Below are 25,615 nucleotides of genomic sequence, written 5' to 3'. Positions count from 1 at the left end.
AACCTCCCCACCCCCACCACCAACACCCCCCCACCCACCACCATCAACACCCTCCACAAAAACCAACCCGAAACCCCCACCCTCCTCCACGCCCTAGCCACCATCCACACCCACACCACCACCCCCATCACCTGGAACACCCTCCTCACCCCCACCCCCACCCCAACCAACACCCCCACCAACACCCCGACCAACCTCCCCACCTACCCCTTCCAACACCAGCGCTACTGGCTCCTCCCGAAGAGCACCCGCAAACCGGTCTCCACGGCGGACGACGGCTTCTGGGAGAAGGTGGCGTCGGCGGACACCGACGACCTGGCCACCCGGCTGAACGTCGACACCGATTCTTTGAAGGCCGTCCTGCCAGCCCTGACGTCACTGCGGGACGAGGAACGCAAGAGGTCCAAGCTCGACACCTGGCGCTACAAGGTGACCTGGCGCACGACCACCGCCCCCGCCCAGGAGAAGCCGAGGGACGCGACGTGGCTGGTGGCCGTACCGAGGCAGGACCTGCCGATCGTCCGCGACGTCCTCGCCGGCCTGCCGGAGAACGGCGTCCAGGTTCGCACCCTTGTGGTCGGCGATGAGGACCGCGCGACGCTCGCGGACACCCTTCGCGCGGAACCTCCCGTGTCCGGCGTGCTGTGCCTTCTTCCGCTCGACGACGAACCGAGCGCGGCCCACCCGACCTTGTCCCGCGGCACCGCGTCCGTCCTCACGCTGGTGCAGGCGCTGGCTGACGCCGACGTGACCGCGCCGCTCTGGCTCGCCACCGCGGGTGCGGTGGCCGTCGACGAGGCCCGCGAGTCCGTGAACCCGTTCCAGACCTCCGTCTGGGGGTTGGGCGCGGTGCTCGCGGTGGACCATCCGGACACCTGGGGCGGGCTCGTCGACCTGCCGCACACGCCCGGCGCGGCGGACGTCGCGCTGCTGCACGATGCGCTGGCGGGAACGACGGGCGAGGACCAGGTCGCGATCCGGGCGGGCGTCCTGCACGCACGCCGCATGGTGCGATCCCCGTACGGCGAGGAAGAGCCGACGCAGGGGTGGAAGCCGCACGGAACCGTCGTGATCACCGGGGGAACCGGCGGGGTCGGCGCGAACGTCGCCCGGTGGCTCGCCCGGGAGGGCGCCGACCACCTGGTGCTGGTGAGCCGGCGCGGCCGCGACGCCGAGGGCGTCCCCGAGCTGGAAGCGGAGTTGACGGGCCTGGGGGCCGCGGTCACGGTCACGGCCTGCGACGTCACCGACCGCGCAGCCGTGCGAGACCTCCTCGGCTCGCTGCCCGGCGGTGCCCCGCTGACCGCGGTGATGCACGCGGCCGGCATCGGACACGACGACGTGCTGGTGGCCGACATCTCCCTGGACGACTTCGCCCGTTTCGGACGGGCCAAGGTCGGCGGAGCCGTGATCCTGGACGAGCTCCTGGGTGACCGCCCTCTGGAGGCGTTCATGATGTTCTCGTCGGGCGCGGCCGTCTGGGGGTCGAGCGGACAGGCTCCCTACGCCGCCGCCAACGCCTTCCTCGACGGGCTGGCCCTGCGTCGACGTGGCCGAGGGCTGGCCGGCTCCTCCATCGCCTGGGGCGGCTGGGGCGGCGGCGGAATGATGGAGGCCGCCGGAGAGCGGCTCGGCCGCAGCGGGTTGAGGGCGATGGCGCCCGACGCCGCCGCGATCGCGATCGGCCAGGTCGTGGGCGGTGGCGCCGCCCACCTGGTGGTGGCCGACATCGACTGGGAACGCTTCGCGCCCGTCTTCTCGCTGGCCCGGCCCCGCCCGCTGATGAGCGGCGTGCCCGAGTTCGGTCAGGCGCTCGACGGTCCGTCCACCCGCGAGGACGACGAGGAGAACAGGGGGCTGGCGGCCTCCCTGGAGGGCCTGCCCGCGGCCAAGCGGGAGCGCGTGGTGGTGTCACTGGTGCGGTCGGCGGCCGCGACGGTCCTGGGACACGTCTCGGACGACTCCGTCGAGCCGGACCGGGTCTTCAACGAGCTGGGGTTCGACTCGCTGACCGCCGTCGAGCTGCGCAACCAGCTGAACCAGGCCACCGGGCTGGAGTTGCCGGTCACGCTGGTCTTCGACCATCCCACCCCGACGGCCCTCGCCCGCTTCATCCTGAACAGGCTTCTTCCCGAGGCGCCGAGCACGTCCGGTTCCGTCCTCGTCCAGTTGGAGGAGCTGGAGCGGCTGCTGCGGGAGCAGAGCATGTCCCCCGAGGACAGGTCCGAGATCGGCAAGCGGTGCCGGGCCATCCTGCTGGCGGCCGAAGAGGCGTCCGACCTGCCCGAGGAGCAGGACCTCGACGACCTCACGGACGAAGAGCTCTTCGCCACGCTGGACGATCAGCTCGGCCCGTCCTGATCCGGGCACCACCTCCCAGCCACAACCCACCCAAGGAGAATCGATGGACGAGATCAGAGACGTCCTGGTGTCGGGGGAATTCGACGCCGAACAGGTCCGGCATCTCCCGATACCGGAGAGCTACCGGGGCGCGGTCGTGCTCCGCGACGACGTCAACCTCTTCGACGGGACCCCCACGGAGAACCGCGATCCCGCCAAGTCCCTGACCATCTGGGACATCCCCACGCCGGAACCGGGCCCCGGCGAGGCGCTCGTCGCGGTGATGGCCAGCAGCATCAACTACAACACGGTCTGGAGTGCGATCTTCGAGCCGATGCCCACCTTCGGCTTCCTGAAGCGGTACGCCAAGTCGGTCCCCTCCGCCAGCGGCCACAACCAGCCCTTCCACGTGCTCGGCTCGGACATGTCCGGAGTCGTGCTGAAGACCGGTCCGGGGGTGCATCGCTGGCAGGCCGGCGACAAGGTCGTGGCGCACTGCCTGTCGGTCGAGCTCTCCTCGGCCGACGGCCACGACGACAGCATGCTCGACCCCGACCAGCGCATCTGGGGCTACGAGACCAACTACGGCGGCCTCGCGCAGCTCAGCCTGGTCAAGGCGAACCAGCTCATGCCCAAGCCCGCCCACCTGACCTGGGAGGAGGCGGCCTGCTCCGGCCTCGTCCACTCCACGGCCTACCGTCAGCTCATCTCACGCAACGGGGGGCAGATCAAGCTCGGCGACGTGGTGCTCATCTGGGGCGCCGCGGGCGGGCTCGGTTCGTACGCGACGCAGCTCGTCCTGCGCGCCGGGGCGATCCCCGTGTGCGTGGTGTCCAGTGAGACGAAGGCGGAGCTCGTCCGCGCCCAAGGGGCGGAGCTGATCATCAACCGGAACGCGGAAGGCTACCGGTTCTGGAAGGACCCGGAGACCCCCGACACCACGGAGTGGAAGCGTTTCGGCTCGCGGATCCGCGACCTCACCGGCGGCGACGACCCCGACGTGGTCTTCGAGCATCCCGGCCGGGAGACGATGGGCGCCAGCGTGTACGTGGCGCGCCGCGGCGGCACGATCGTCACCTGTGCCTCCACCTCCGGCTACCAGCACCAGTACGACAACCGCTACCTGTGGATGGCCCTGAAGCGGATCATCGGGACCCACTTCGCGAACTACCGTGAGGCGTGGGAGGCGAACCGGCTCATCGCCAAGGGGGCGGTCCACCCCACACTGTCCGCCGTGTACGGCCTGCACGAGGTCGGGGCGGCGGCCCGTCGCGTCCACGAGAACACCCACAGCGGCAAGGTGGGGGTGCTGTGCCTGGCGCCGCGTCCCGGCCTCGGCGTCGACGATCCCGAGTTCCGCGCCCGCCACATCGACCAGATCAACCGCTTCCGCGAGGACTGACCGCGTTTCCGGAACGAAGCGTCAAGGTCTCAAAGGTCGCCAGGGGCCACCGTCGTCCCCGCGACCAGTTCCGCGGCCCTGTCCCGCAGCCCCGCCCGGTCGACCTTCCCGTTGGGGTTCAACGGCAGCTCGTCCAGATGGCGGTAGTGACGGGGAATGAGACCCGTCGGAAGCGTCCTGCGGAGCTGGGCGGCGAAGCGGGAGATCGACGTGGGTCGCCCGGTGTAGAACACGACGAGCTCGGTGGCGTTCCCGGCCGTGGTGCTCACCGTCACCGCGTTCTCGACGCCCTCGCAGCCGCGCACGGCGTGGTCGATCTCGGCCGGCTCGACCCGCCAGCCCTGCACCTGGACCTGGCTGTCGGCCCGCCCGAGGTAGACCAGCTCGCCGTTGGCAGCCCGCCGGACCCGGTCGCCGGTGTTGTACCAGACGCGGTCGTCACGCTCGACGAATCGTCCCTTGTCGTGGTCGGGGTCGAGGTAGCCGGGAGTCAGCTGCGGCCCGGTGATCCACAACTCTCCCTCGGTGTCCGCGAGCCGTCCGTCCTCGATCAGCAGGTGGTCGTGCCCGGGGTTCACGGACCCGATCGGCGACAGGCCGTTGACGCCCAGCCCGGGCGAGGTCTCCTGGGACCAGCGGTGGCCGGCGATGGTGACGGTCAGCTCGGTCGGGCCGTACAGGTTCTCCACGACGGAGGCGGGGGCGGCACGCTGCCAGTCGGCGGCGTCGGCGCACCTCAGTGCCTCTCCGGCGAAGAAGCTCCAGCGCAGGTGCGGCATGGCGGCCGCGCGAAGGCCGCCGGTCCGCCGGACCGTCCAGATCGCGCTCGGGGTGGAGAACCACACCGTGACGCCCTGCTCCGCCAGGAACGACGGCAGGTCCCGGTAGGCGACCGGGGGCACGGCCACCGAGGTCGCGCCCGCTCCCCAGGCGCAGAACAGGTCGAACATGGCGCAGTCGAAGGTCAGGTCGAAGGTCTGCGAGAAGACGTCGTCGCAGGTGAAGTCGTACCGCCCGGCCAGGAACCGGAAGTAGTGGCCGGTGTTCCCGTGGGTGATCGGCACTCCCTTGGGAACGCCCGTGGAGCCGGAGGTGAACAGCACGTAGGCGATGTCGTCGGCGCGGACCGGCCGAGGTTCCGGCAGGGCGCGGCTCGCGCCGACCGCGAGGACCTGCACCTCCAGGCCCTCTGCCCGAAGGGTGGCGGCGACCTCTCCCCCGCGTTCGTCGACGATCAGCGTGGACACCCGGGCGGCCTCGATCATCTGCCTGGTGCGCGCGGCCGGGAAGTCCGGGCGCAGCGGCACGACGGTGACCCCTGCGGCGAGGCCGGCGAGGATGCCCGCGTAGCAGACGGTCCCCTTGCCGGCGAGCACTCCCACGGCAGTGGGCCGCGGGGAGGGCGTCCGCAGCAGCGCCCCGCCCCACGACAGGGCCAGCTCGTGCAGCCGCTCGTACGTCGCGCTGTCGTCGCCGACCCGGAACGCGGTCCGGCCCGGCGACTTCCGCAGGCCGTCCAGAAAAAGTCCGTAGAGGGCCGAGACGGATTCCCCTGCCATTCTTTCCTCCTTGCCTGGCATTCACTTATGTTTTCTGGACTTTGCCGCAGACGGCCTATATCGTCACAATAGACCTACGCTCCGAATCCGCCGACAAGAAAGGGTTCGCACATAATGTGGAACGATCAGTTCGAGACCATTCTGCGAATGCGCCTGCCCTTTCTCGCACCCGACGAGAAGGTTCAGGAGGACCTCGACCTGATGGCCTTCGGCCTGGACTCGCTCGGCATAGTCGACCTGCTGGCCGCTCTGGAAAGCGCATTCGACGTACGGTTCCAGGACGAGGCGCTGGCCCTGGACACCTTTCGCACTCCGGGCACGCTGTGGGGCGTGCTGAGCGGGCTGTCCGACCGGTCGCCCGGCCACTGACAGGCCGGGCCGGTCTAGGCGACCGGGGCCCGGGGCGGCGTCATCGCCGTCCTCGGGGTCACCGGCGTCACCTCGAAGCTCTCCCTGGTGATCGCCACCCGGCCGAACAGCGCGTCCGGACCGGCGACACACACCTTGGCGATCTCCAGCCGCCGCAGCGCGGCCACCACCTCCGGCCAGCGGAGGGGCCTGACGAAGCCGTCCAGCAGCATCGTCCGCACACCTTCCCCGGTGGTCAGCAGGGTCCCGTCGTGGTCGTCCACCACCGGCAGCCTCGGGTCGGCGAAGCACAGCTCCCCCATGACCCGCTCCTCGGCCAGGCGTCGCAGCGGCTCGAACGCGGCCGAGTGCATCGGCGGGCGCATCGTGTACAGCGGCAGCCCGCCGGCCGCGCGCACCCGCTGCTCCAGCCACTCCACCTGCCGCTCCCTCAGGGAGAGCATGAAGAAGTCGTGGTCGACGGTGCAGGAGAGGTCGTGCCATTCGCCGCGTTCGTCGAGCTCGGCCAGCACCTCCTGGAGCCTGGGCTCCAGGGTCCTGACGAACGAGCAGGTGACGATGTCCTGATGGGCCCGGCCGAAGTACTCCTCGGTGCAGCGGGCGAGGCCCGCCGTCATGCGGACGGCGTCCTCGAAGGACAGGGCGCCGGAGTACGCCGCGGCCGCCTTCCCGCCGAAGCTCGGTCCGGCGCACACCGCCGGCGTCACGCCCAGGGTGCGCTCCGCCCAGTCGGCGAGGGCCAGGCAGTTGACCATGAACGCCACCTGGGCCGCCTCCGAGTAGTCGCCCTCCGACCGGTGGAACCGGTCCGTCAGCGGGTAGCCGACGACGTCGTCGGCCAGGGCGATCAGTCTGCGCGCGGCGGGATCGCCCCGCATGAACTCGGCGACGTCCGCGAACCGGACCGGGCCCATCCCCGGGAAGATCATCGCGGTGCCGCCCTTGGCGCTGTCGCTGAAGTCCACCAGTCCTCCGGTCAGGATCACGGATAGTCGTAGAAGCCCCGGCCGACCTTCTTGCCCAGCAGGCCGCCGTCGACCATGCGCAGCAGGAGCGGCGGGGGCGTGTAGAGCGGTTCCTTGAACTCCTCGTACAGGGCCTCGGCGATGGAGGCCACGACGTCCAGGCCGATCAGGTCGGCCAGCCTCAGCGGGCCCATCGGGTGGGAGCAGCCCAGCGTCATGCCCTTGTCGACCACTTCGGCGGGGGCGAACCCGCTTTCCACCATGCGCACAGCCGACAGCAGGTAGGGGATGAGCAGCGCGTTCACCACGAATCCGGCGCGGTCCGGCGACCGGATCACGTCCTTGCCGAGCGTCCCGGCGACGAACGACTCCACCCGCGCGAACGTCGCCTCCGCCGTCAGCAACGATCCGATCAGCTCCACCAGGGGAAGGACGGGAGCCGGGTTGAAGAAGTGCACCCCGATCACCTGGCTCGGCCGGCCGGTGGCCCGTGCGAGCCTGATGATCGGGATCGAGGAGGTGTTCGAGGCGAGGATCGCGTCCTGGTCGTCGAGGATCTTGTCCAGCGCGCCCAGCACCTCAAGCTTGATCGACTCACGTTCCGGCACGGACTCGAAGACGAGGTGCCGGTCGGCGAGTTCGCCGAGATCGGCGACGAACGACACGCGCCCCAAGGCCGCGTCCCGCTCGGCCTCGGTGATCCCGCCCTTGCGCAGGCCCCGGTCGAGCCATGCGACCAGGCGCCGCCGGGCGGGTGCGAGCGACGTCTCGGCGGAGACCGCGACGCGCACGTCGAGCCCCCGGCGGGCGCACACCTCGGCGATGCCCGAGCCCATGACGCCGCCTCCGACGATGCCGACCTTGCTGATCTCTCTCATCGTGTCTCCCGTGACGTCTGCCTCGACCAGCGAAAGGGAGCACGCGCCGGCTCTCGGGCGACGTCGGGACACACCTCTCCCGTCACCGTGACCATCGATGGACGGCCATTACGGAAAACGGCGCTTCCCTTTCGAAAGGCTGGCTTCCTGCCTGCTCAACCGGCACGCTATATGGGCGTTTTTCACACCCCAACCCTTACGTCCCCCCTAGCGGCTTTCGCTACAAGCATCTGGATGCGGCGTCTCTCCCCTATCCCTCCCGTAAAGGCGCTTCCACAGTGCTCGGCAAAGGCTGTGCTCAGCAGGACATCCCCCTACCCGTCCCGGGTTCGCCGGGAGCGGACTGTGGCGAGTGGGTATGATCGGCATTCTCGCGAGAGATGATTCGCCGTTTCATCGTCCCGGCTTCTTTTGCGAAAAGAGCACGGTCGTCACGAAGGAGGGACGCAGTGACCCGAGCGAATCCCTGGCTCCACCGCTTCCATCCGTCGCCGGAAGGCGACCTGCAGGTGGTCTGCTTTCCGCACGCCGGCGGCTCGTCCAGCTTCTACCACGCCTTGTCGGCCGTCCTTTCGCCCTCGGCCGAGGTGCTCGCGGTGCAGTACCCCGGCAGGCAGGAACGCCGCCACGAGGCGTTGGTCAAGGACCTGCGGACACTGGCCGGCCAGGTCGCCGACGCTCTGGATGCCGAGGCCGACGACCGGCCGCGGCTCTTCTTCGGGCACAGCATGGGGGCCCTCGTGGCGTTCCAGACCGCCGTGGCTCTGGGCGCCCGCGGCCCCGTGGCGCTGTTCGCGTCGGGGCAACGCGCCCCGAGCCGGGCCCGCTTCGAGATGACGCACCTGCTCGACGACCAGGCACTGGTCGAACACGTGAAGATGCTGGACGGCAGCGCCGCCGCGGTGCTGGATGACATGGAACTGCGCCCCCTCGTACTCCCCGTGATCCGCTCCGACTACCGCGCGATCGAGACCTACCGGTTCGGCGGAGAGGCCCCGCTGTCCTGCCCCGTCGTGGCGTTCTCCGCCGATGACGACCCCCTGACGAGCCTGGCGGAGGTGCAGGCGTGGAGTCTGCACACCAGCGCCGGCTTCGAGCTGCGCGCCTTCTCCGGGGGCCACTTCTTCATCCGCGACCACTACGCCGACGTGGCCGAGGCGATCGGCGAGTTCCGGAAGCGGTCCGCGTACCGTGACTGATCGGCAGGCGGCGGGACGCCCGTAGGAAGTGGGTTTACCCCAAGGCGATCTCGCCCTCGACGCGGGCCGGCGGTGCGCCCCGGCAGTAGTGGATGCCGTGGCCGATCAGCTGGACCGTCCTCGTCGTGCACCCGGACCATGGCGCTGATCAGGTCGTCGGCCGGATCGGCCCGCTCGGCCGCGCACAGGTCCCGTCAGGTACGCCGGCGTCTCCTCCGCCGCCACCACCACCTCCCGCGGCTCCCCTGCTGTCGCCGCCCTGACGTCCTCGAACCGGGTGACCAGCCCCCGCTGTGTGCGGATGAGGTGGGCCAGACGGGTCGAGGTGTGGTTGGACAGCGGAATCGAGGCACGGTAAGACAGCAACGAGGATCTTCTCGGCCCGACCGGGAGCCTCCCGTCACCCCGCTGTCGCTCTAGGCATACCTCCCTTGTGACCAGCGTCGCCAGGGTGAGAAGGCTCGGTTGGGTTCGCGCAGGAAACGAGGGAAGAGAATTCGATGGGCGAGCTGATCGCATGGTGTTGTGAGTTTCTGGAAGAACTTCGCGAAGAAGCCGTCGAGCATGACCTGTCCGAGGAGTTCGAGTCCTGCCTCGACGGGATCCTGCGCGGAGAGGATTGCACCGACCGGCTCACCGGGCTGTTGGTCAAGATGGGGCAGGACGTCGAGCCCACCCGTGGCGGCTACGGCCTCCCTCCCGGGCTGCGGGGTGATCAAGGTGCTGTGCTGAAGGCCGTCTGCCCCAACGGTGTCTGCTCGCGGATAGTGCCGTGCGACATGGATGACCCCGGGAGGCCGGTGCTCTCGTGCGCGATCCAGAATCGGACGATGCCTGAGAAGTGGGTGCCGCGCGCATGACCAGCTTCCTGGCCGGTCTCGGCGGCAAACTGGCCGAACGCTGGCTCGCGCGACTCGCGCTGCCCGGCTTCCTGTACGGCGTGTTCCTGGTCATCGCGTTCCGCCTGAGGCAGGAGCACGCGGTCGACTGGAACCATCTTGCGCATGCGAGCGCCGACCTGCTGGACGAGCTGGCCCGGACGCGGCCCGGCATTCTCGCCGCGGAAGCCGCCGGAGTGCTGCTGGGCGCGGCGCTTGCCGGGGTTCTGGCTCAGGGCTTGGCCAGGTTGCTGCTCAGCCTCTGGTTCAACCCCAGGTGGAAGCGGCTGGCCGCGCATTCCGCGATCGGTGCGCGCATGCGGTCGGCCGAACAGCGGGTGTCCGATTTCTACGCTCTGGATCTGACTCTCTTCTGGCCCCGCCTGTGGCTGGTCCTGTCCGCCCAGGTGCGCGGCGGGCTGCGCGACGCTGCGTCGGCGCTCGACTCGGCCGTACTGACCAGCGCTTGGGGGCTCGCCTACCTGTTGCTGGGCATCGTGTGGTGGCCGGCCGCCGTAGGCGGGGCGGTGGTGTACGCGACCGGGTGGTTCCTCGCGCGAGAGCGCACTGCCAACCTGGCGGCGCTGGTGGAGGCCGCCGTGGACATCGGGCTGAGACCGGTGGCCAGGTCGCTGGGCATCGCACCGTCGGGCGCGGCGACCCCGGCTGAGCTCGGCATCCTGCTGGCGCCCTACCTGCACAAGGTCCGTCCACCCTCACCACGCTCTCGTCCAGCCGCGCCGAGCGCACCCCCGGTCAGGAGCCGACGTGAATGAACGGCGCCCACGCAGCCGGGGTGGTCGACTCGCCCCGTAGGGTGCGCGCAGCCGCGTGGACGGCGGCGGCGACCGGGTGTCCCCCCTGCAGATTCTGGTAGAAGAGCTCGGTGAACCGCCTGGCGGACTTGTCTCCCGCCTGCCAGAGCGTGCCGACCGTGTGACGCACGCCGGCGATCTGCAGGGCGGAGGTCAGGTGCAACATCTCGTCCGGCATGTGCTCACTGCCACGCGCTGTGTGACACGCGGACAGCACCGCGAGGTCCAGGCTGTCCAGCCGCTGCCGCATCAGGTCCGAAACGGTGAGTCTCTCGTTCTGCAGGACGAGATGGCTGTTCGATGGATGGTGCGCGTCGGTCTCCCCGTGGCAGGCGAAGTGCACGCGCCGGCTGCGGCCGAGTGCCGCGAGCACGCTGCCGGCGTCGGCGTCGTCGTGCTCCAGCAGTACCGACTCGGGGAAGGCCCGAACCAGCGCTTCGACTTCGTGGGCTGCTTCGTCGAGCGGCCGGCCCGGCAGCAGCGTGGAGCGCGGCACCGAGACGATGAGAGAGGGGCCGGTGGCCGGAGGTTCCCGTCGGGCGGGGAGCAGCCGCAGTGTCGGAACGTAGGAGGAGACGACTCGGTCCAGCACGCAGTTGCCATCGCGCTCGGCCGCGTGCAGCGGCAGGAAGACGAGCGGCCCGGTCGGCGACCAATGCACCCGCGGCGGATCGTCGGTGGCGGAGGTGACGCCCAAAGCCGTGAGTACCGGCTCGGACACCACCTCCCACAACCAGGCGAGCGTTTCCCGCAGGGCGCCTGTGAGCTGTTTGCGCTCGCGCGGCCCTGGGCGGTCGGACAGCCTGGTGACCGCTGCCGTGAACCCCGCCGCGTGCTCGCCGGCCTCTTCCAGGGTCAGATCAGGCAGGGGAACCACGGTGACATCGCGTGAGCCGGTGACGATGAGAGCGTCGCATCGATGGCGGCTGACATTGATCACCACCAGCGGGTCGGACCCGAGACGCGTGCGCACGTCGGCAAGCCGAGGGGGCAGAAGATAGCGCTCCAGCCCTGGCAGAGATCGGATCGTCCGCGTCAGCCTGAGCATCTCGTCGGCCAGCGTGTGGCGGCGGTCGGTCGCGGCTCCATGACGGGCCTCCCCCGTTTCCGCGAGCTGCTCGCGCAACTCTGCCATCCGGACGGCCTCGGCCGGGGCGTATGGCCGGATGAGGTCGAGGTCGTGGTTCTGGCGTCCGGCGAGAGCCTGGTCGATGAGTGTGGCCCGGCCCTGTTCGAGCAGTTCCAGGGCCCGTTGCGGGGAGCCCGTGGTCAAGGCGCAGGCACAGGCGTCACGGGCCAGATCGGTGGTGAGCCCGGCCAGGCCGCGCTCACGGTCCCTGAGGCTCAGCGCGGGCGAGGCCACGTGCGGCAGCAACTCGATGACCTGTGCGCTCAGATCGGTCGCGAGCGACCAGTCTTCCGCGGCGGCGGCCAGAGCGACGCTCATGCTGCCCGTCAGCACGCTGTTGACCGTCTCCCCTCCCAACCGCATGGCTGCGGCCAGCCCGGCCCTCGCCTGCTCATGCCGGCCGGCCGTGGCGGGGTAGTGCTGAACCCACAGCCCGGTCAGCGTGCCCACGAGCCCTTCCAGATGTCCGAGGTGCTGGCGGGAGGTGGGGTTGGCCGCGGCCGAGTCGCGGGCGTCCGTCGCGACGCGGACCGCCTCGGCGAGGACGGCCGGGCTTCGCCCGCGCTTCCACAGCGTCCACAGGCCCATGGCGAAGTTCGACGAGAAGGACGCGTAGTCGGCGGATGCGTGGGGTGTGCGTTCGACCGAGCGGCGCAGTAAGGAGAGCGCCGTGGCCAGCTCGCCTTCGTCGTCACGGACCAGGGCCCGCAGGTGCAGACTGGAGCCGAGCTCGTTCAGCAGGCCCACGGCCAGCGCGTGGCCGGCCGGCAGGAGGTCGAGCGCTTCGCGCAGGAGCTCGATCGATCTGGCCAGCAGCTCCGCGTCTTTGGTGTGCCAGCCCTTGACCGCGTACGGCTGAGCGGCACGCATCAGCAGAAACCATCGCTCGCCGGCGTTCTGGAAGGCGGGATCCAGCGCCTGCCCGGCCAGTGCCAGCGCCTCGTCCAGCGCTCCGGTGTCCTGGCTCTTGCGGAAGCGGGCCAGAAGTTCGGTGATGGTGCTGAGCAGAGCGCGACCTCGGGTGCCCGGATCAGTGTCGCCGTCCTCGGCGGAGGCGCGATGCCTGCTGCCGATCCTGTCCGGACCGCCCACGAGGTCGTGCACGGTGGCGCGGCTGTGCCGGATCCTGGCATGCAGGGGGTGCTCGGGCCCGGCGAGTGCGTGGGCCTCGTCCACAGCTGCCACTGCTCGGCTCAGGTCAGTCTCGGCGCCGTTCCTGAGATATCGCAACCGCCAGGCGTTCGCCTGCACCGCCAGCAGTGCCGGGCGTTCGGCGGAGTCCGCCGGGAGCCGGGAGAGGCAGTCCTGGAGGAGCTCGACGGCGCAGTCCGCCAGAGCCAGTGTGGCGCCGCCGGTCACGAGCCGGTTGCACGCCTCGGACACCGAAAGGCAGTCCGCGGGCACCGGGCGGCACGCTCCCAGGGCGGACACCTGTGCCGCCAGCTCCGTTTCCGTGCTGCGATCGGGCTCTCGCAGCAGGCAGAGCAGCACGCCCGCGGCGGACGCCGTCAGCAGGGGGCTGTCGAACTGCTGAGCCTGGGTCAGGAGCCGGGTCGCCGTCTCGCTCCAGTCCGCCTGACGCTCGATCTCCTGCCACACCAGCGCCACGGCCGCCGACTGCTCGGCTGTCGCGGTGAGCAGCTCGCGCAGGCGCTCCGCCACCTTGTCATGTTCCATGCGGGCGAGCTTCCCTCCGAAGTGCCGTTGCCGCTGTTCCCGGGGGTCATTCGTGGGAGCATGGCCATTCAGGTCAAGACATGGCAGATCACCAACTCTAGACTGCGTGGGAAACGTATTCGGTTGGTGGGTACGGGGTGCGCGTTGGGCGATTTGGTGGTCTCGGCACATGGCCAGGGTCAGTTCTGGACAATTGGGGACGCAATACGCGCTTCACGTGCGTCCGACGTGGTGACGGTGCTGCCCGGAGAGTACCGAGAAATGGTGCATTTGAATCGTTTCGTGGTGCTCAGAGCGGCCGATGCGGGCACCGTACGCGTGGTATCCCCCCAGGCGGCACTTCTGGTCACCTCTCCCGAAGAGGTCATTGTGCGCGGGATCGCGTTCCACGGGACGGCGACCGACTGGGCCGCAGTCGTGGTGGGCGACGGCGGCCGGGCGTTGCTTGAGGATTGCTCCGTTTCGGCGTCCTCATGCGGTGGCGTTTACGTGAATCAGGGTGGTATGGCCCGTATTCGCCGCAGCCGCGTCCACGACTGCCACGAATACGGACTGTTCGCCGTGCCCGACTCTCGCCTTGTCGCGTCAGATGTCACAATTGCCGGAACCGGTGGGCACGCCATCGTCTTCGACGGCGCTCGGGGAGAAATCAAGGAAAGCCGAATTCAGGAGACCTTGGGCTTCGCCTTCGTCAACGGCACGGACGCCGCCATCCGCGACTGCGAAATGGCGAACTCGACCGGAAACGCCATCGTGGTGCGCGGAAGCAACCCCACGATCGTGCGCTGCCGGATCATAGGGGGCCCGGAGAACTGCCCGGCCGTGGTGGTGAAGGAGACAAGCGCCCCCACGGTCGAGAGGTGCGACATCGAGCGGGCTTCGGCGACCGGCCTCCTCATCGAGGGCGACTCCACGGGAACGTATTCGGACTGCCGGATCTCCGACCCGGGAGCCGGGACGCAGTTCGGGGTGTCGGTCTCCGACAGGAGCTCCCCGGTCTTCCGGAACCTCCGCATGAACGGCGTCGGACTGCAGATCACCGACGCGTCAGGCACGTTCGAGTCCGTGGACATCAGGGATGACAGCCGGGCCTCCGCCATATCGATCCTGGGCAACGCCAGGCCCACGCTGCGCGACTGCACGATTCATCGCTCCCGGAGCAACGCGATCTTCATCAACGGGGGCCGGCCCGTCATCGAGAACTGCACCATCGACGGCGGGGAGAACGAGGTGACCGCCGATCCGGCGATCTTCGTCACCGGAGGGGCAGCACCCGAGATCACCAACTGTTCGGTACGGAGAGTGGCCGGCAACGGGCTGGCCATCCTGGAACGTTCTCGGGGAACCTACAGCTCTCTTCGGTTCTCGGCGACCGGCCGGGGGACGACAGCGGCGGTGGGGGTGGCCGGCGGCAGCGACCCCGTGCTGCGTGACCTGATCATCGAGGCGAGGGGCAGCGGCCTGCTGATCAAGGGCGCCGGCGGCACGTATGAGGATGTCGACATCAGCGGCGGGACGGAACCGAGCTTCTGGATGACGGAGGCCGCCGGACCGGTGGCCCGCCGGGTGAGGATCCGCGATGTCGCGGGCAACGGACTGAAGATCGACGCCTCGGGGGGCTCCTACAGCGACATCGCCATCGAGGGCGCGACCTACCCCGCGATCTATGTCGGCGAAGGCGGCGACCCCACTGTGGAGGACGCGCGCATCGCGAACTGCCAGTCGGGGCTGGTGGTGAACTCTTCGAGTGGTGTCTTCGCGGGCCTGCGCATCACGGACCCGCAAGTGTTCGGGGTGGAGGCCGGCGGGGGCGGTTCGATCACCGTCCGGGACTCGGTTGTCGAGCGGGCGGGCCGTCACGCGTACACGGTCGACAACGGCAGTTTCACCCGGTGTCGTGCGGTCGCCGCCGGCGGAGCCGGCTTCCACGTCCATGGCGGGCGGGTGCGGCTGGAGGACGTCACCTTACAGAGCTGCGCCACCGGCGCCGAACTTGCGGAGGGGGCGGCGGCGACCCTGCGGAAGACGAAGGTGACCGGCAGCACCGGGAGCGGTGTGATCATCCGTACGGATGAAAGCGTGCTCCTGGACGGATGCACTGTACGGGACAACGCAGGCGGTGACCTGATCGGCGCCCATCGTCCCGGAGTACGGCTGGTCGACCACGACGGGGAGTTCGGGCCCGCCACCGCCGTGGGGGAAGAACCCGCCGTCGTCGCGACCGCTGCTCCCGCACACGCCGGTCCTGCCGAGATCGGCGAGTCCACCAGCGGCAGACCGGACGTCGAGAGCCCGGCCGGGTCCGCGATGGCGGCACTGGAGGCGCTCATCGGCCTGGAACAGGCCAAGGCCCAGGTGCGACGGCTCGCCGACCGGCTGCGCCTGGACATGCGGCGCCGACAGGCAGGGCGACCTGTACGCAGCGCGCAGCAGCACCTGGTCTTCGTGGGTCCACCCGGTACGGGCAAGACCACCGTCGCCCAGCTCTGGGGCAGGATCGCCGCCGAGCTCGGGGCACTGAAGAGCGGTCATCTGGTGGAGGCGAAACGAGCCGACCTTGTCGGCGAGCACATCGGTGAGACCGCGCCGCGCACCCGGAAGGCCTTTGAACGGGCCCTCGGCGGGGTGTTGTTCATCGACGAGGCCTACACGCTCGTGCCGGAGGATTCGGGCCGCGACTTCGGTGGCGAGGCGATCGGCGAGCTGCTCACGCTGATGGAGGCGCACCGGGATGAAGTGATCATGATTGTGGCGGGTTATCCCGCCGAGATGGAACGCTTCCTCGACAGCAACCCGGGGCTGCGCGACCGGTTCAGCCGCACCATTTCCTTCCCGCACTACTCGCCGGCGGAACTGGTGGAGATCACCGCCAAGCTGGCCAGGGACGAGGGGTACGAGCTGCCCCAGGAGACTCTGCCGCTGCTCGCGTCCCACTTCCAGCAGCAGCTCGTCGGGCCGACCTTCTCCAACGGGCGTGCCGCCCGGAACCTGCTGGAGAAGATGGCGGACAACCTGGCGGCGCGAGCCGCGGCGGGCGGGGCGGATCTGGACACGCTGCTCCCCGAGGACCTGCCCGCGGAGGTGCGCGGCGGTGGACGCCGCCGGGACGAGGCGGCGCTCGCCGAGGCGCTGGCGCAGCTCGACGCGATGATCGGGCTGTCCGAGGTGAAGAGTGAGGTCAAGCGCCTGGTGATGCGCATGGAGAACACCCGTCGGCGGGCCGAGGCCGGACTGCCGACCACGGTCCCGGTGCGCCACCTGGTCTTCACCGGCCCGCCCGGCACGGGCAAGACCACGGTCGCCGGCCTGTACGGACGGATCCTGGCGGCCCTTGGCGTGCTCCCGCAAGGCCAGGTCACCGTCGTGACGCGGGCCGACCTGATCGCGCCGTACGTGGGGAAGACCGCGCCGCTGACCCGGCAGGCGTTCAAGCGCGCGGTCGGCGGGGTGCTGTTCATCGACGAGGCGCATTCGCTCATGCCTCAGAGCGCGACGCAGAACGACTTCGGCCCCGAGGCCCTGTCCACGCTGCTGACTCTGATGGAGGAGCACCGGGACGACACCGTGCTGATCGTCGCAGGTTATCCGCAGGAGATGGAGCACTTCCTCGACGCGAACCCGGGCCTGCGCCACCGTTTCGGCGCGACCGTCCCCTTCACCTCCTATGACGATGAGGAGATGGTGGAGATCGTGCGCCGCAAGGCGGAGGCCGAGGGCTATCGCTGCGCGCCCGAGGCGCTGGAGCGGCTGCTGGAGGCGTACCGGCAGTATCCCCGCACAGACTCCTTCGGCAACGCAAGGCATGCGGAGAAGACGCTGGAGCGCATGATCGACCGCCAGGCCGAGCGCCTGTCGGAAACCCTCGCCCCCGACCGCGACGCCCTGACCCTCTTCACGGGCGACGACGTCCCCGACCCACTTCCGTGAAGGGGATCGGGAACGTCGTCCTGACCGACCGCTGCGACCTCGGTGCCCGACGGATTCAGACGCCGGTGGGCGTGGGGCGACTTGGGGTGGAGCTCTTCTGCGAGTGAGGGGGCACCGCTGCCGGGCGCCGGGTCCCCAGCGGTGCGAGGTCAGTTCGCCAAGGGGAGCATCACGTTGCTCGGGCCGAGGTCGACGGTCACGGACCTGGCGACGGGGTCGGTAATGACGTGGTCCTTGTCGTTCGCGACGAGCACGATCCCGATGCGATGGCCGGCCGGGAAGACGTGGTCCGTGGCGTGCAGGCGCCGGCTCACGGTGTACGCCTGGCCGGGGCGACGGCCTTCGGGCGGGTCACGGAGTCACGGTTCTTGACGTCGATGGAACCGCGCGTGACGATCGGCAGCTTGGTCGGCTTGACCCTCGGGGCGAGAGCCAGGGGGCCGCGAGGTAGGCGAGCCGGTAAGGTGCGCCGGCCGACGGGTTGGCGATCATTTCCGCTGCGTACCGCGTGGGGTCGGCGGTGAAGGTCTGGGTCGCGCTCGTGGCGGGCGTGTCTCCGAGGGTGCCCACAGCCGACGAATCGGCCGGACCGAACCACATGCGAACCGGCCGGGAATCGGGATAGGCGATCCCCTGATCCCGCGCGTAGTCGTACCAGCTGGAGATCGCTCCTTCGGGAACGATGGTCCTGAGCCCCTCCCCTCGGGCGGCGACCGCTTCGGCGAGAGTGCCGTCGCAGGACAGGCCGATCATGCCCACGGCGCCGGTGCTCCAGTCGACGGCCACCGCGCGCCGTTCGCGTCGGTCCCTCCGTTGAGCCGGTCGACGGCCGCGGTCGCGCTGAGGACGTCCTCACGGCCACCGGTCGTCGGGCATCCTTCCAAGGCGCCCGTGCCCTGCGCCTCGACCTCCACCGCGGCTTAACCCCGTGGCACGAAGTACTCGTCGTACCAGTCGTTGAACACTCCCGGCCCGAGTACGGCGTCGCCTTCAGGATCGTGGCGACCCTCATCCCGTTCAGGGTCTCCGCGGGGCGCATCACGGCCGCGGCGACCCGGTCGCGGCGGCCGTCGCGACCGCTGTCCATCGGCGTCTCGACGTACACCGTCTCGCGCACCGCCTCCGCGCAGGAAAAGGCGGGCCGGGTCCGCCCGTTCCGCACAAGGAGGGGCGGCGCGGCCGACGCCGGCGCCGCGGGCAGGCGGCGAGCGGCGCTTGACCACGGACGTGTGTAGTACTGGCAGGGCCTGCTACGCCCTTGGTGGCCGGGCGGGCGAGGAAGCAGACTTGGGGCATGGGCGACAACGACTTGGGCGACTTCCTGCGGGCCCGCCGTGCCGGACTCACGCCGGACGAGATCGGCCTGCCGGTCGAGTTCGACGCCGGTCGCCGGGTCGCCGGTCTGCGGCGCGGGGAGGTCGCGCAACTGGCCGGGGTGAGCACCGAGTACTACACCCGTCTGGAGCAAGGCCGCGCCCGGCAGCCGTCCGAACAGGTGCTGCATGCCCTGGGCGACGCGCTGCGGTTCGACGACATCGAGCGGCGGCACCTGTTCGCCCTCGCGGGCGCCGCGGCCGGGCGCAAGGACCGGGCCGAGCACTCGTCACGGCTACGACCGGCGCTGCGGCAGGTGCTGGAGTCGATGGAGACGGCTTCCGCCTTCGTCACCGACCGGAACCTCACCGTCGTCGGCGGGAACAGGTTGTGGGCGTCGCTGTTCCCCGACGTGGCCGAGCTGCCACGCCGGGAACGCAGCATGGCGCGCTGGACGCTGCTGGATCCGCGTGCCCGCCTGGTGTGGTGCGACTGGGAACGCGTCGCCCGCGACTACGTGCACGGGTTGCGGCTGGCCGCCGCCGCCCAGCCGCGGAACCAGCACATCGCCAACCTGATCGGTGAGCTGATGATGCGTTCGCCCGAGTTCCCGGCGTGGTGGTCGGAACACCGCGTCCAGGAACGCAGCACCGGTCTCAAACGCCTCCGTCACCCGGTCGCCGGTGACCTGGAACTGCAGTACGAGATCTTCACCTCGGTCGCCGACCCGGGCCAGTCGCTCGTCGTCTACTGCGCGCCGTCCGGCTCGCCGTCCGAGGAGCGCCTGCGGCTGCTGGCCAGCTGGGGCAGCGAACCCGTCACCGCTCGGGACGCCGCCGCCGGGTCCTGACCACCACTGAAACCACCCGGACACGACCCCGCCCAACCTGTGGGGTCGATGCCGCCGTGCGCACGCACGCCCGGCGTCCACGAAAGGACATCCGTAGTGAGCAAGACATTCCTCATCACCGGCGTCAGCACCGGCCTCGGACTGGCCGTCGCCCGGCGAGCCCTGGCGGCCGGTCACCGGGTCGCGGGCACCGTACGCACCGAGCGGCACGCGGCCGCCTTCCGGGCGCTGGACCCCGACCGCGCCCGCGCCTTCATCCTCGACCTGTCCGACGCGGACCGGATCGACCCCACGGTCCGGGCCGCCGAAGCGGAACTGGGCCCGATCGACGTGCTCGTGGCCAACGCCGGCTACGGGCTCGAAGGCACCTTCGAGGAGTCGTCGATGGCCGATCTGCGCCGGCAGTTCGAGGTCAACGTGTTCGGGACGGTGGCGACCATGAAAGCGGTCCTGCCCGGCATGCGGGAACGGCGCGGCGGCCACATCTTCGTCATCACCTCGATGGGCGGGCACACCACCTTCCCCGGACTGGCGTTCTACGAAGGCAGCAAACACGCGCTGGAAGGCATCACCGGCACCCTGGCACAAGAGGTCGCCCAGTTCGGCGTGCGGGTCACCGCCGTGGCGCCCGGCGCGTTCAAGACCGACTGGGCAGGCAGGTCACTGGTCCGCGCACCCCGCAGCATCGCCGACTACGACGCGCTGTTCGACCCGATCCGGACCCGCCGCCAGGCCCTCGCGGGGCAGGGCATCGGCGACCCGGATCGTGCGGGCGACGCCATCCTCACCCTCCTGGACGTGGAGGAGCCGCCCGTGCACCTTCTGCTCGGCTCGGACGCGCTGCGCCTGGTCAGCGCCGGGCGCCGACGCGTCCAGGACGACTTCGACGCCTGGGCGGAGCTCAGCCGCTCCACCGACTCCGCCGAAGGCGGCGTGACGGTCGCCTGACCGCCGAGGGCGTCACCAGCAGGTCAGGTCGGGGTTGGGGGTGGGGCCGCAGGGTCCCTGGTTGCCGCCGCCGTCGGCGACCGTGCCCGGGGGCGCCCAGATCAGATGGCCGGCGTTGCCGGTGCCGACGTTGTTCCTCAAGGTGACCGGCGGGGTGAGAGCCGCGCGCGACGTCAGGTGGATGCCGCCCTGGACCATCTGCCCCAGGCGGTCGACGAGTCCACTGGGGTTGTGGCCGTTGCCGACGAACACGTTGTCGGAGACGGGATCAGGACCGGCCCGGTTTGTCCCCCACGGGTTCTCCACGAAGATGCCGACGGTCTTGTTGCCGTTGAACACGTTCTTGCGGACGATGAGGTGCTTCAGCATGGAGCTGGAGTGCAGGCCGATGTCGTTGCCGGTGAACACGTTGTACTCGATGGTGTTCGCGTCCTGCGGCAGGAAGGTCTCGTTGGCGCCGAGGCCCGCGGTGGGCGAGTTCTTGAAGACGTTGGTCTTCACGAGGTTGCGGCGGCTGTCGTTCGACAGGCCCATGGGGAAGGCGTCGAAGACGTTGCCGGTGAAGACGCTCCGGTCTGTGGCGCTGACGGTGAGGCTTCCGCCGGTCAGGGCGCTGTCGCGGATCGTCGAGCCGGAGCTGCGCACCAGGACGGTCTGCCCGGTCACCGTGCACCGGTCGGCCGTGAGCAGCCCGTCGATCAGCCTGATGCCGGACAGCAGGCAGGCGTCCCGGCGGGTGCCGGTGAAGGTGACCGTGCCCCGCCAGACGTCGACGGGGGCGAGCAGCCGTACGTCGGTGGCGGTGAGGACGGTGCCGCCGAAGTCGACGTAGATCCCGTAGGCGAAGCCGGCGATCGTGCCGTTGCGGACCGTGGTGCCCCGCCGGCCGGCGACCAGCAGCCCGTTGCCGGTGCCCGAGCCGGTGATCGTGTGCCCGTTGAGGTCCAGGTCGACGTCGTCGGCCCCGATGGTCAGGGCGCCGCCCGGACAGGTCAGGTCGTCGGTGAGCGTGGTGTTCGTCGTCAGGACGTCCCCGCACGCCACCGCCGAGGTGCTCGCCCCGGCGGGGTTCGCCGACATCAGGGCGGCCGATAAGAGGAGCAGGCACGCGGCCGCTCCGCGCGCGATCGCCACCGTGGGTGCTCCGGGCATGATGATCTCCTGTCGGTCCGTGGAACAGGGGGTCGTGATCAGAAGCATGCGCGGGATGATCCCTGCGGAGGAGTCACTCGATCGCGACCGACGAGTGGGAAAACTGTGGCCGCCGCAGCTGTAACGCATCGCACCGTGCGCCGTTGATGATCAACCTCTGGTATTGTTACCTTTCCGGCCTGATGTTGATTTCGGCCGGAAAGTGCTTGTATGACCACTTTTCAAGCAAGCGTGCGGCCTGCGAGCGCTGCGGACTTCCCCACCATCGAACGACTCTGGCTCATGTTCCGCCACGACATGTCGGAGTTCCAGGGCGGGCTGCCCGCCGCCGACGCCACCTATCACAGCGACCGGCTGCGGGCCGCGTTCCAGGACGACGACTGGGCGTCCTACCTGTTCACCAGCGACGACCACCCGATCGGGTTCTCCTTCGTACGCGCGCTGTCCGGCCCGGAGCGGGTGCTGAACAGCTTCTTCGTCGTACGCGGCGCACGCCGGTCCGGGATCGGGATGACGGTCGTGCGGGACGTGATCTCCCGGCATCCCGGCCCGTGGAAGATCGCCTTCCAGGACTCCAACACGGCGGCCGTGGCGTTCTGGAGGCGCGTGGCCACCACGATCGCCGGCGAGGCGTGGACGGAGGAACGCCACGCGGTCCCGCACCGGCCGGACGTCCCGCCGGACGTGTGGATCTCCTTCACGACCGCCTGACAGGTGAAGCGGCCGGCGGCTGGAGCCCGTCCCGGGCGAGAGCCGCCGGCCGGCGCGTGCGTCGAGCGGCCGAACGGTCACTTCTTACCTTCGACGTCGTAGGAACTTCATGCAGGTCGGCGCTTCCGTACATCTTGGTGCTCCAGGTTCAAGTCGTTAACTTTTGAAGCACACGTCACAGCGCCGAGTGCGTCGTGACGAGATCGGGGCAACCACATGCCACATGCCAACTTCACCGGTCGCCGGGAATCGGCAACCTGGCGCCACATCGCAGCAGTCTCGGTTGGCCTCGGTATGGGACTCTTCCCGCTGGCACAAGCCGCCTCAGCCGTCCCGGGCGGGACGCCACCGGCCCCGGCGTTCAGCGTCGACGGCGGCCGTCACGAGCAGGCGGTGTCCGTCGAGCTCAAGGCCAAGCAGGGTGAGACGATCCGCTACACCACCGACGGCAGCATTCCCACGAAGAGCAGCCCGACGTACGCCGGCAAGCCGATCCGCATCACCGCGGACACGAACCTGACGGCACGCGCCTTCAAGGGCAACCAGGCCGGCGCCTTCAAGTCCGAGGAGTACCTCATCCGCGAGGGTGAGCAGCCGATCGCCCGCATGATGATCGTCTCTGACGTGCACATCGGCGACTACGAGGCCGATCGCCACCGTTGGTCGTCCTACTTCGACACCTTCGCCGGAGTCCTGGGCACCCCGGACGCCATCCTCTCCAACGGCGACATGATCAACGACAACTGGGACGGACGCGGCAAGGATCACCAGCTGACCGCCCGCATCTTCAAGGAGAACCTCGAACGCAAGGGCATGAACGCGACCCAGGTGCTCATGGCGTACGGAAACCATGACGCGACCCTGGCCGAAGTCCGTGCGGGCTACCCCAAGGAGTGGTTCCCGGACTCCGGTGCCGGTTACTACCGCACCGACGTCAAGGGGATCCCGATCGTCACGGTCAACACCGAGGACTACTCCCCCGCCCAGGCCGCCTGGCTGCGCGATCAGCTCGGCCAGATCTCCGCGAACCCCGCCTACCGGGACCTGCCCATCATCGTCGGGGGGCACCGGCCGGTTCCGGGAACCGTCATGGACGGCCAGCAGACCAGCAACCCGCGCCTGGCCGAGGATCTGTCGAAGTTCCCGCGCGCCATCTACTTCTCGGGCCATTCGCATCTGAACCTGAACGACCCGCGCTCGATCCACCAGAAGAACTTCACCGCGGTCAACGACTCCAGTTCGTCGTACATCGAAATCGACCACGGTTACCAGATGCTCGACGCGGAAGGGCGACTGGCCAATCGCTTCGAGACCCCCACCGCCCAGGGGCTGGCCGTCGAGATCTACCCGGGCCGTACGGTCATCAACCGCATCAACCTGAACGCCGACCTCCACGACATGTACACCGGCGGGAAATGGTCGGCGAACTGGAAGCCGCCGTTCCAGAGCGACGGGACGTTGGCCGGCAAGCCCTGGGAGATCAAGACGGCCGGTAGCGATGCCCAGGTCGTGGAGAACTTCACCTACACCGACGCCAACCGCAACCGCACGGCCCCGCGCTGGACGTCGTCGCACCCCCTGTCGGCGCAGACCGGCAAGGACGGCCAGTTGGCGCTGCGCGTCGAGCAGGCCGCGGACGACGAGTTGGTGTACCACTACAAGGTGCGCGTCACCCGGGCCGACAACGGCGACGAGGTGCTCAGCACCAGGGTCGCCAACCGCTTCGACGTGGTGCCCGCCGCCGGCTCCATGGACATTCCGGTCCCGGTCACGCGCGACGGCGTGAAGTATCGCGCGGAGGTCGTCGCGGTCGACGCACAGGGCAACCAGTCACCTGTCGCCGTGGACGTGCTGAAGTAGTAACCGCCTTCGACATCCCGTTACCGATCAGGCACGTGATCGGTAACGGGACTCTCAGCTCTTGGGGACCCACCAGTCCGGGGGGTCGCTGCGCGCCTGTGGGCTGTCTGGTCGATTTCTCTGGGCGGACGAGGCGGATGGCGGCCGGTCTCACTGTGAGGCCGGTTGAACTCGTCCCCGGGCCGGATTGCGGCCGGCGAGCAGCCAAGCGGCCATCAGCAGGGCGACGGCGAACACCAGGGGGCCGATCGTCTGAGGGACCTGGTGGTGAGCCGCGCCGATCGCCGTGTCGCCGAGCTGGACCGCGCCGTTGAACGCGAGCAGCAGGGCAAGGGCACGCCACGCGCGCAGGGCCAGCAACCAGGCCATTCCGCCGAGCAGCACCACGCTGCGGACCACCATGTAGGCGGCATAGGTCCTGGGGGCGGCCTGATCGCCTCCGGGCACCAGCGCGCCCGGGTCCACCAGGCTGGTGACCGCGAAGTAGCCGGAGGCGATCACGTTGAGGACGGCGACGAGCGCGCCGAATCGACGCGCATTTAGTGAGGTAGCCATATCATTCGGTTGCCGAATCATATGGGCACGCTAGCATTGATGCTGTGACAGCGGAAGGGTCGTTGACCGACACGGTGGGGTTCTTGCTGGGCAAGCTGGGCCAGCAGGCGAACGGGCAGTTCGCGGATCGCCTGGCCCCGCTCGGCCTGCGTCCGCGGCACTGTGCCGTCCTCGAACTCCTGGCGGGCGGGCCCCGGGCGCAACTGGAGCTGGCCAAGGCCGTCGGGGTGACCGCCAGTGTGGTCGTCGACATGCTCGACGAACTGGAGAAGCTCGGCGCCGTACGACGAGTACGGGACACCGCAGACCGTCGGCGTCAGCTCATCGAGCTGACACCGACCGGCCAGGACCTGCGGCACCAGACGCTCTCGCTGGCGCGGCAGAACGACGAGGACCTGCTGAGCGCCATCGACCCCGCCGAGGTGACGGCCCTACGCCAGATCCTGGGGCGGATCGCCGCTGCGACCGGCCTCGTGGGGCAGTGACGGTCACTGACGATCACCTCTCGGCGCGACCTCCATGGGCCGAGCGCGCCCACAACCACCAGACCAGCGATGATGACGCCGTTCTTGGTGACTGCGAGCCTTCGCCGGGGGCGGCTGACCGGCGACAAGGGGAGCGGCTCCCACGACAGCCCGCATTCGAGGCACCGCCACGGCTGCCCGCCGGCGTGTGCGTCGGCGGGGCGCTCACATCGGTGGTCGCTCAAAGAGCCGTCCGTCCGGAGCTGCCTGCTTGAACCAGGAGCTTGGACGCGCAGTCGGGGCCCACGCCGAGAGCACGGGACTCCGCGGCGCGCAGGGAGTGCTTGCAGGCCGCGCACTTGGTGACGTGGTCCCGAGCGGCGGGCTCGTCGAAGTCGAGGATGGATAGGGACACGTGTTCCGCCGCAGACGTCAGCACAGATTCTCCCGACGTTGGCCATCGCGCTTGGGACAGGACCCTGCTGCGGAGAATGTAGCGGATTGCCGCAGTACGCAGCCGCGCGTAGAGCCGGCCGAGGCCGTGACCGGCGCGCTCTCGCACCGCCGGCGGTCCGGAGGCGGAGGCCGACCGGGAGGAGACACCTTGGCTGATGGGGCCTGAT

The 25,615-nt window shown here is 69.7% G+C and carries 21 protein-coding genes and 1 pseudogene; 13 read left to right on the top strand and 9 right to left on the bottom strand.

Annotated elements, in window-relative coordinates; translation table 11 throughout:
* Together ACWCSU_RS35810 and ccrA are read left to right on the top strand one after the other, a co-directional pair.
* Positions 1-2,361: SDR family NAD(P)-dependent oxidoreductase (locus ACWCSU_RS35810; RefSeq protein ID WP_449941035.1), on the top strand; the 2,361-nt coding region annotated here is incomplete at its 5' end.
* A gap of 43 nt (positions 2,362-2,404) precedes the next feature.
* Positions 2,405-3,742, top strand: a complete 1,338-nt coding sequence (ccrA, locus tag ACWCSU_RS35805) for a crotonyl-CoA carboxylase/reductase (protein ID WP_449941032.1) — start codon at positions 2,405-2,407, stop codon at positions 3,740-3,742.
* Between the two features lie 29 nt (positions 3,743-3,771).
* Here ccrA and ACWCSU_RS35800 read toward each other — a convergent pair whose 3' ends face one another.
* Positions 3,772-5,301, bottom strand: a complete 1,530-nt coding sequence (locus ACWCSU_RS35800; protein ID WP_449941029.1) for an AMP-binding protein — start codon at positions 5,299-5,301, stop codon at positions 3,772-3,774.
* Positions 5,302-5,448: 147 nt separating this feature from the next.
* On the opposite strand from ACWCSU_RS35800, the gene ACWCSU_RS35795 reads away from it, so the two are divergent.
* On the top strand, positions 5,449-5,670 hold the full coding sequence (locus ACWCSU_RS35795) for a phosphopantetheine-binding protein (RefSeq protein WP_364103788.1): 222 nt from the start codon (positions 5,449-5,451) through the stop codon (positions 5,668-5,670).
* 14 nt (positions 5,671-5,684) lie between these two features.
* On the opposite strand, the gene ACWCSU_RS35790 is transcribed toward ACWCSU_RS35795, so the two are convergent.
* Both ACWCSU_RS35790 and ACWCSU_RS35785 read right to left on the bottom strand, forming a co-directional pair.
* On the bottom strand, positions 5,685-6,656 hold the full coding sequence (locus tag ACWCSU_RS35790) for an ACP S-malonyltransferase (RefSeq protein ID WP_449941027.1): 972 nt from the start codon (positions 6,654-6,656) through the stop codon (positions 5,685-5,687).
* Entirely contained in the window at positions 6,653-7,513 is an 861-nt protein-coding gene (locus ACWCSU_RS35785; protein ID WP_357701635.1) for a 3-hydroxybutyryl-CoA dehydrogenase, read from the bottom strand. Before ACWCSU_RS35785 ends, ACWCSU_RS35790 begins: the two co-directional genes overlap by 4 nt.
* Before the next feature lie 449 nt (positions 7,514-7,962).
* Between ACWCSU_RS35785 and ACWCSU_RS35780 the strand changes: the two genes are divergently transcribed.
* From ACWCSU_RS35780 to ACWCSU_RS35770, 3 genes are all read left to right on the top strand, one after another.
* The gene (locus tag ACWCSU_RS35780; RefSeq protein WP_449941023.1) at positions 7,963-8,712 is read left to right on the top strand and encodes a thioesterase II family protein; all 750 of its coding nucleotides are present in this window, start codon (positions 7,963-7,965) and stop codon (positions 8,710-8,712) included.
* Positions 8,713-9,212: 500 nt separating this feature from the next.
* The gene (locus ACWCSU_RS35775) at positions 9,213-9,572 is read left to right on the top strand and encodes a hypothetical protein (protein WP_449941020.1); all 360 of its coding nucleotides are present in this window, start codon (positions 9,213-9,215) and stop codon (positions 9,570-9,572) included.
* Complete coding sequence (locus ACWCSU_RS35770; RefSeq protein ID WP_357701630.1) at positions 9,569-10,366, top strand: hypothetical protein; 798 nt, start codon at positions 9,569-9,571, stop codon at positions 10,364-10,366. The genes ACWCSU_RS35775 and ACWCSU_RS35770 overlap by 4 nt, the downstream gene beginning before the upstream one ends.
* Here ACWCSU_RS35770 and ACWCSU_RS35765 read toward each other — a convergent pair.
* On the bottom strand, positions 10,347-13,211 hold the full coding sequence (locus ACWCSU_RS35765; RefSeq protein WP_449941016.1) for a CHAT domain-containing protein: 2,865 nt from the start codon (positions 13,209-13,211) through the stop codon (positions 10,347-10,349). The two genes, ACWCSU_RS35770 and ACWCSU_RS35765, sit on opposite strands and share 20 nt — an antisense overlap.
* A gap of 228 nt (positions 13,212-13,439) precedes the next feature.
* Between ACWCSU_RS35765 and ACWCSU_RS35760 the strand changes: the two genes are divergently transcribed.
* Complete coding sequence (locus ACWCSU_RS35760) at positions 13,440-17,138, top strand: right-handed parallel beta-helix repeat-containing protein (protein WP_449941013.1); 3,699 nt, start codon at positions 13,440-13,442, stop codon at positions 17,136-17,138.
* Between the two features lie 149 nt (positions 17,139-17,287).
* On the opposite strand, the pseudogene ACWCSU_RS35755 reads toward ACWCSU_RS35760, so the two are convergent.
* Positions 17,288-17,461, bottom strand: a pseudogene (locus ACWCSU_RS35755) (CocE/NonD family hydrolase C-terminal non-catalytic domain-containing protein); the annotation flags it as partial.
* A gap of 28 nt (positions 17,462-17,489) precedes the next feature.
* Positions 17,490-17,924: a CocE/NonD family hydrolase gene (locus ACWCSU_RS35750; protein ID WP_449941011.1), complete on the bottom strand. Its 435-nt coding sequence runs from the start codon at positions 17,922-17,924 to the stop codon at positions 17,490-17,492.
* Between the two features lie 212 nt (positions 17,925-18,136).
* On the opposite strand from ACWCSU_RS35750, the gene ACWCSU_RS35745 reads away from it, so the two are divergent.
* The 3 genes from ACWCSU_RS35745 to ACWCSU_RS35735 all read left to right on the top strand — a co-directional run bounded on the left by ACWCSU_RS35745 (position 18,137) and on the right by ACWCSU_RS35735 (position 20,250).
* Positions 18,137-18,373: a hypothetical protein gene (locus ACWCSU_RS35745; RefSeq protein WP_449941008.1), complete on the top strand. Its 237-nt coding sequence runs from the start codon at positions 18,137-18,139 to the stop codon at positions 18,371-18,373.
* 59 nt (positions 18,374-18,432) lie between these two features.
* Positions 18,433-19,302 carry a helix-turn-helix transcriptional regulator gene (locus ACWCSU_RS35740; RefSeq protein ID WP_449941005.1) on the top strand — a complete coding sequence of 290 codons (870 nt, stop codon included), beginning with the start codon at positions 18,433-18,435 and terminating at the stop codon, positions 19,300-19,302.
* A gap of 96 nt (positions 19,303-19,398) precedes the next feature.
* Entirely contained in the window at positions 19,399-20,250 is an 852-nt protein-coding gene (locus ACWCSU_RS35735) for an oxidoreductase (RefSeq protein WP_449941002.1), read from the top strand.
* Between the two features lie 12 nt (positions 20,251-20,262).
* Here the strand turns inward: ACWCSU_RS35735 and ACWCSU_RS35730 are convergent, their stop codons facing one another.
* A complete protein-coding gene (locus tag ACWCSU_RS35730; RefSeq protein WP_449941000.1) occupies positions 20,263-21,402 on the bottom strand; it encodes a right-handed parallel beta-helix repeat-containing protein in 1,140 nt (379 codons plus the stop codon).
* Between the two features lie 282 nt (positions 21,403-21,684).
* On the opposite strand from ACWCSU_RS35730, the gene ACWCSU_RS35725 reads away from it, so the two are divergent.
* Positions 21,685-22,113 (top strand): GNAT family N-acetyltransferase, encoded by a 429-nt coding sequence (locus ACWCSU_RS35725; protein ID WP_449940997.1) that lies wholly within the window; start codon positions 21,685-21,687, stop codon positions 22,111-22,113.
* Positions 22,114-22,407: 294 nt separating this feature from the next.
* Positions 22,408-23,973 carry a chitobiase/beta-hexosaminidase C-terminal domain-containing protein gene (locus tag ACWCSU_RS35720; protein ID WP_449940996.1) on the top strand — a complete coding sequence of 522 codons (1,566 nt, stop codon included), beginning with the start codon at positions 22,408-22,410 and terminating at the stop codon, positions 23,971-23,973.
* A gap of 150 nt (positions 23,974-24,123) precedes the next feature.
* Here ACWCSU_RS35720 and ACWCSU_RS35715 read toward each other — a convergent pair whose 3' ends face one another.
* The gene (locus ACWCSU_RS35715; protein WP_449940994.1) at positions 24,124-24,528 is read right to left on the bottom strand and encodes a hypothetical protein; all 405 of its coding nucleotides are present in this window, start codon (positions 24,526-24,528) and stop codon (positions 24,124-24,126) included.
* A 44-nt stretch (positions 24,529-24,572) separates the two neighbouring features.
* On the opposite strand from ACWCSU_RS35715, the gene ACWCSU_RS35710 reads away from it, so the two are divergent.
* Positions 24,573-25,013 (top strand): MarR family winged helix-turn-helix transcriptional regulator, encoded by a 441-nt coding sequence (locus tag ACWCSU_RS35710; protein WP_449940991.1) that lies wholly within the window; start codon positions 24,573-24,575, stop codon positions 25,011-25,013.
* A 220-nt stretch (positions 25,014-25,233) separates the two neighbouring features.
* On the opposite strand, the gene ACWCSU_RS35705 is transcribed toward ACWCSU_RS35710, so the two are convergent.
* Entirely contained in the window at positions 25,234-25,407 is a 174-nt protein-coding gene (locus ACWCSU_RS35705) for a DUF6011 domain-containing protein (protein WP_357701610.1), read from the bottom strand.
* Positions 25,408-25,615 lie beyond the last annotated feature (208 nt).

It is taken from the genome of Nonomuraea sp. NPDC001699, assembly GCF_053596455.1.
This window is presented reverse-complemented; position numbering and strand designations above follow the sequence as displayed.

Bases quoted from the DNA above. Each gene is read 5' to 3' on its own strand.
- ccrA (WP_449941032.1), top strand. From the start codon at position 2,405: ATGGACGAGATCAGAGACGTCCTGGTGTCGGGGGAATTCGACGCCGAA.
- ACWCSU_RS35800 (WP_449941029.1), bottom strand. From the start codon at position 5,301: ATGGCAGGGGAATCCGTCTCGGCCCTCTACGGACTTTTTCTGGACGGC.
- ACWCSU_RS35795 (WP_364103788.1), top strand. From the start codon at position 5,449: ATGCGCCTGCCCTTTCTCGCACCCGACGAGAAGGTTCAGGAGGACCTC.
- ACWCSU_RS35785 (WP_357701635.1), bottom strand. From the start codon at position 7,513: ATGAGAGAGATCAGCAAGGTCGGCATCGTCGGAGGCGGCGTCATGGGC.
- ACWCSU_RS35775 (WP_449941020.1), top strand. From the start codon at position 9,213: ATGGGCGAGCTGATCGCATGGTGTTGTGAGTTTCTGGAAGAACTTCGC.
- ACWCSU_RS35770 (WP_357701630.1), top strand. From the start codon at position 9,569: ATGACCAGCTTCCTGGCCGGTCTCGGCGGCAAACTGGCCGAACGCTGG.
- ACWCSU_RS35765 (WP_449941016.1), bottom strand. From the start codon at position 13,211: ATGGAACATGACAAGGTGGCGGAGCGCCTGCGCGAGCTGCTCACCGCG.
- ACWCSU_RS35740 (WP_449941005.1), top strand. From the start codon at position 18,433: ATGGGCGACAACGACTTGGGCGACTTCCTGCGGGCCCGCCGTGCCGGA.
- ACWCSU_RS35730 (WP_449941000.1), bottom strand. From the start codon at position 21,402: ATGCCCGGAGCACCCACGGTGGCGATCGCGCGCGGAGCGGCCGCGTGC.
- ACWCSU_RS35725 (WP_449940997.1), top strand. From the start codon at position 21,685: ATGTTCCGCCACGACATGTCGGAGTTCCAGGGCGGGCTGCCCGCCGCC.
- ACWCSU_RS35720 (WP_449940996.1), top strand. From the start codon at position 22,408: ATGGGACTCTTCCCGCTGGCACAAGCCGCCTCAGCCGTCCCGGGCGGG.
- ACWCSU_RS35715 (WP_449940994.1), bottom strand. From the start codon at position 24,528: ATGGCTACCTCACTAAATGCGCGTCGATTCGGCGCGCTCGTCGCCGTC.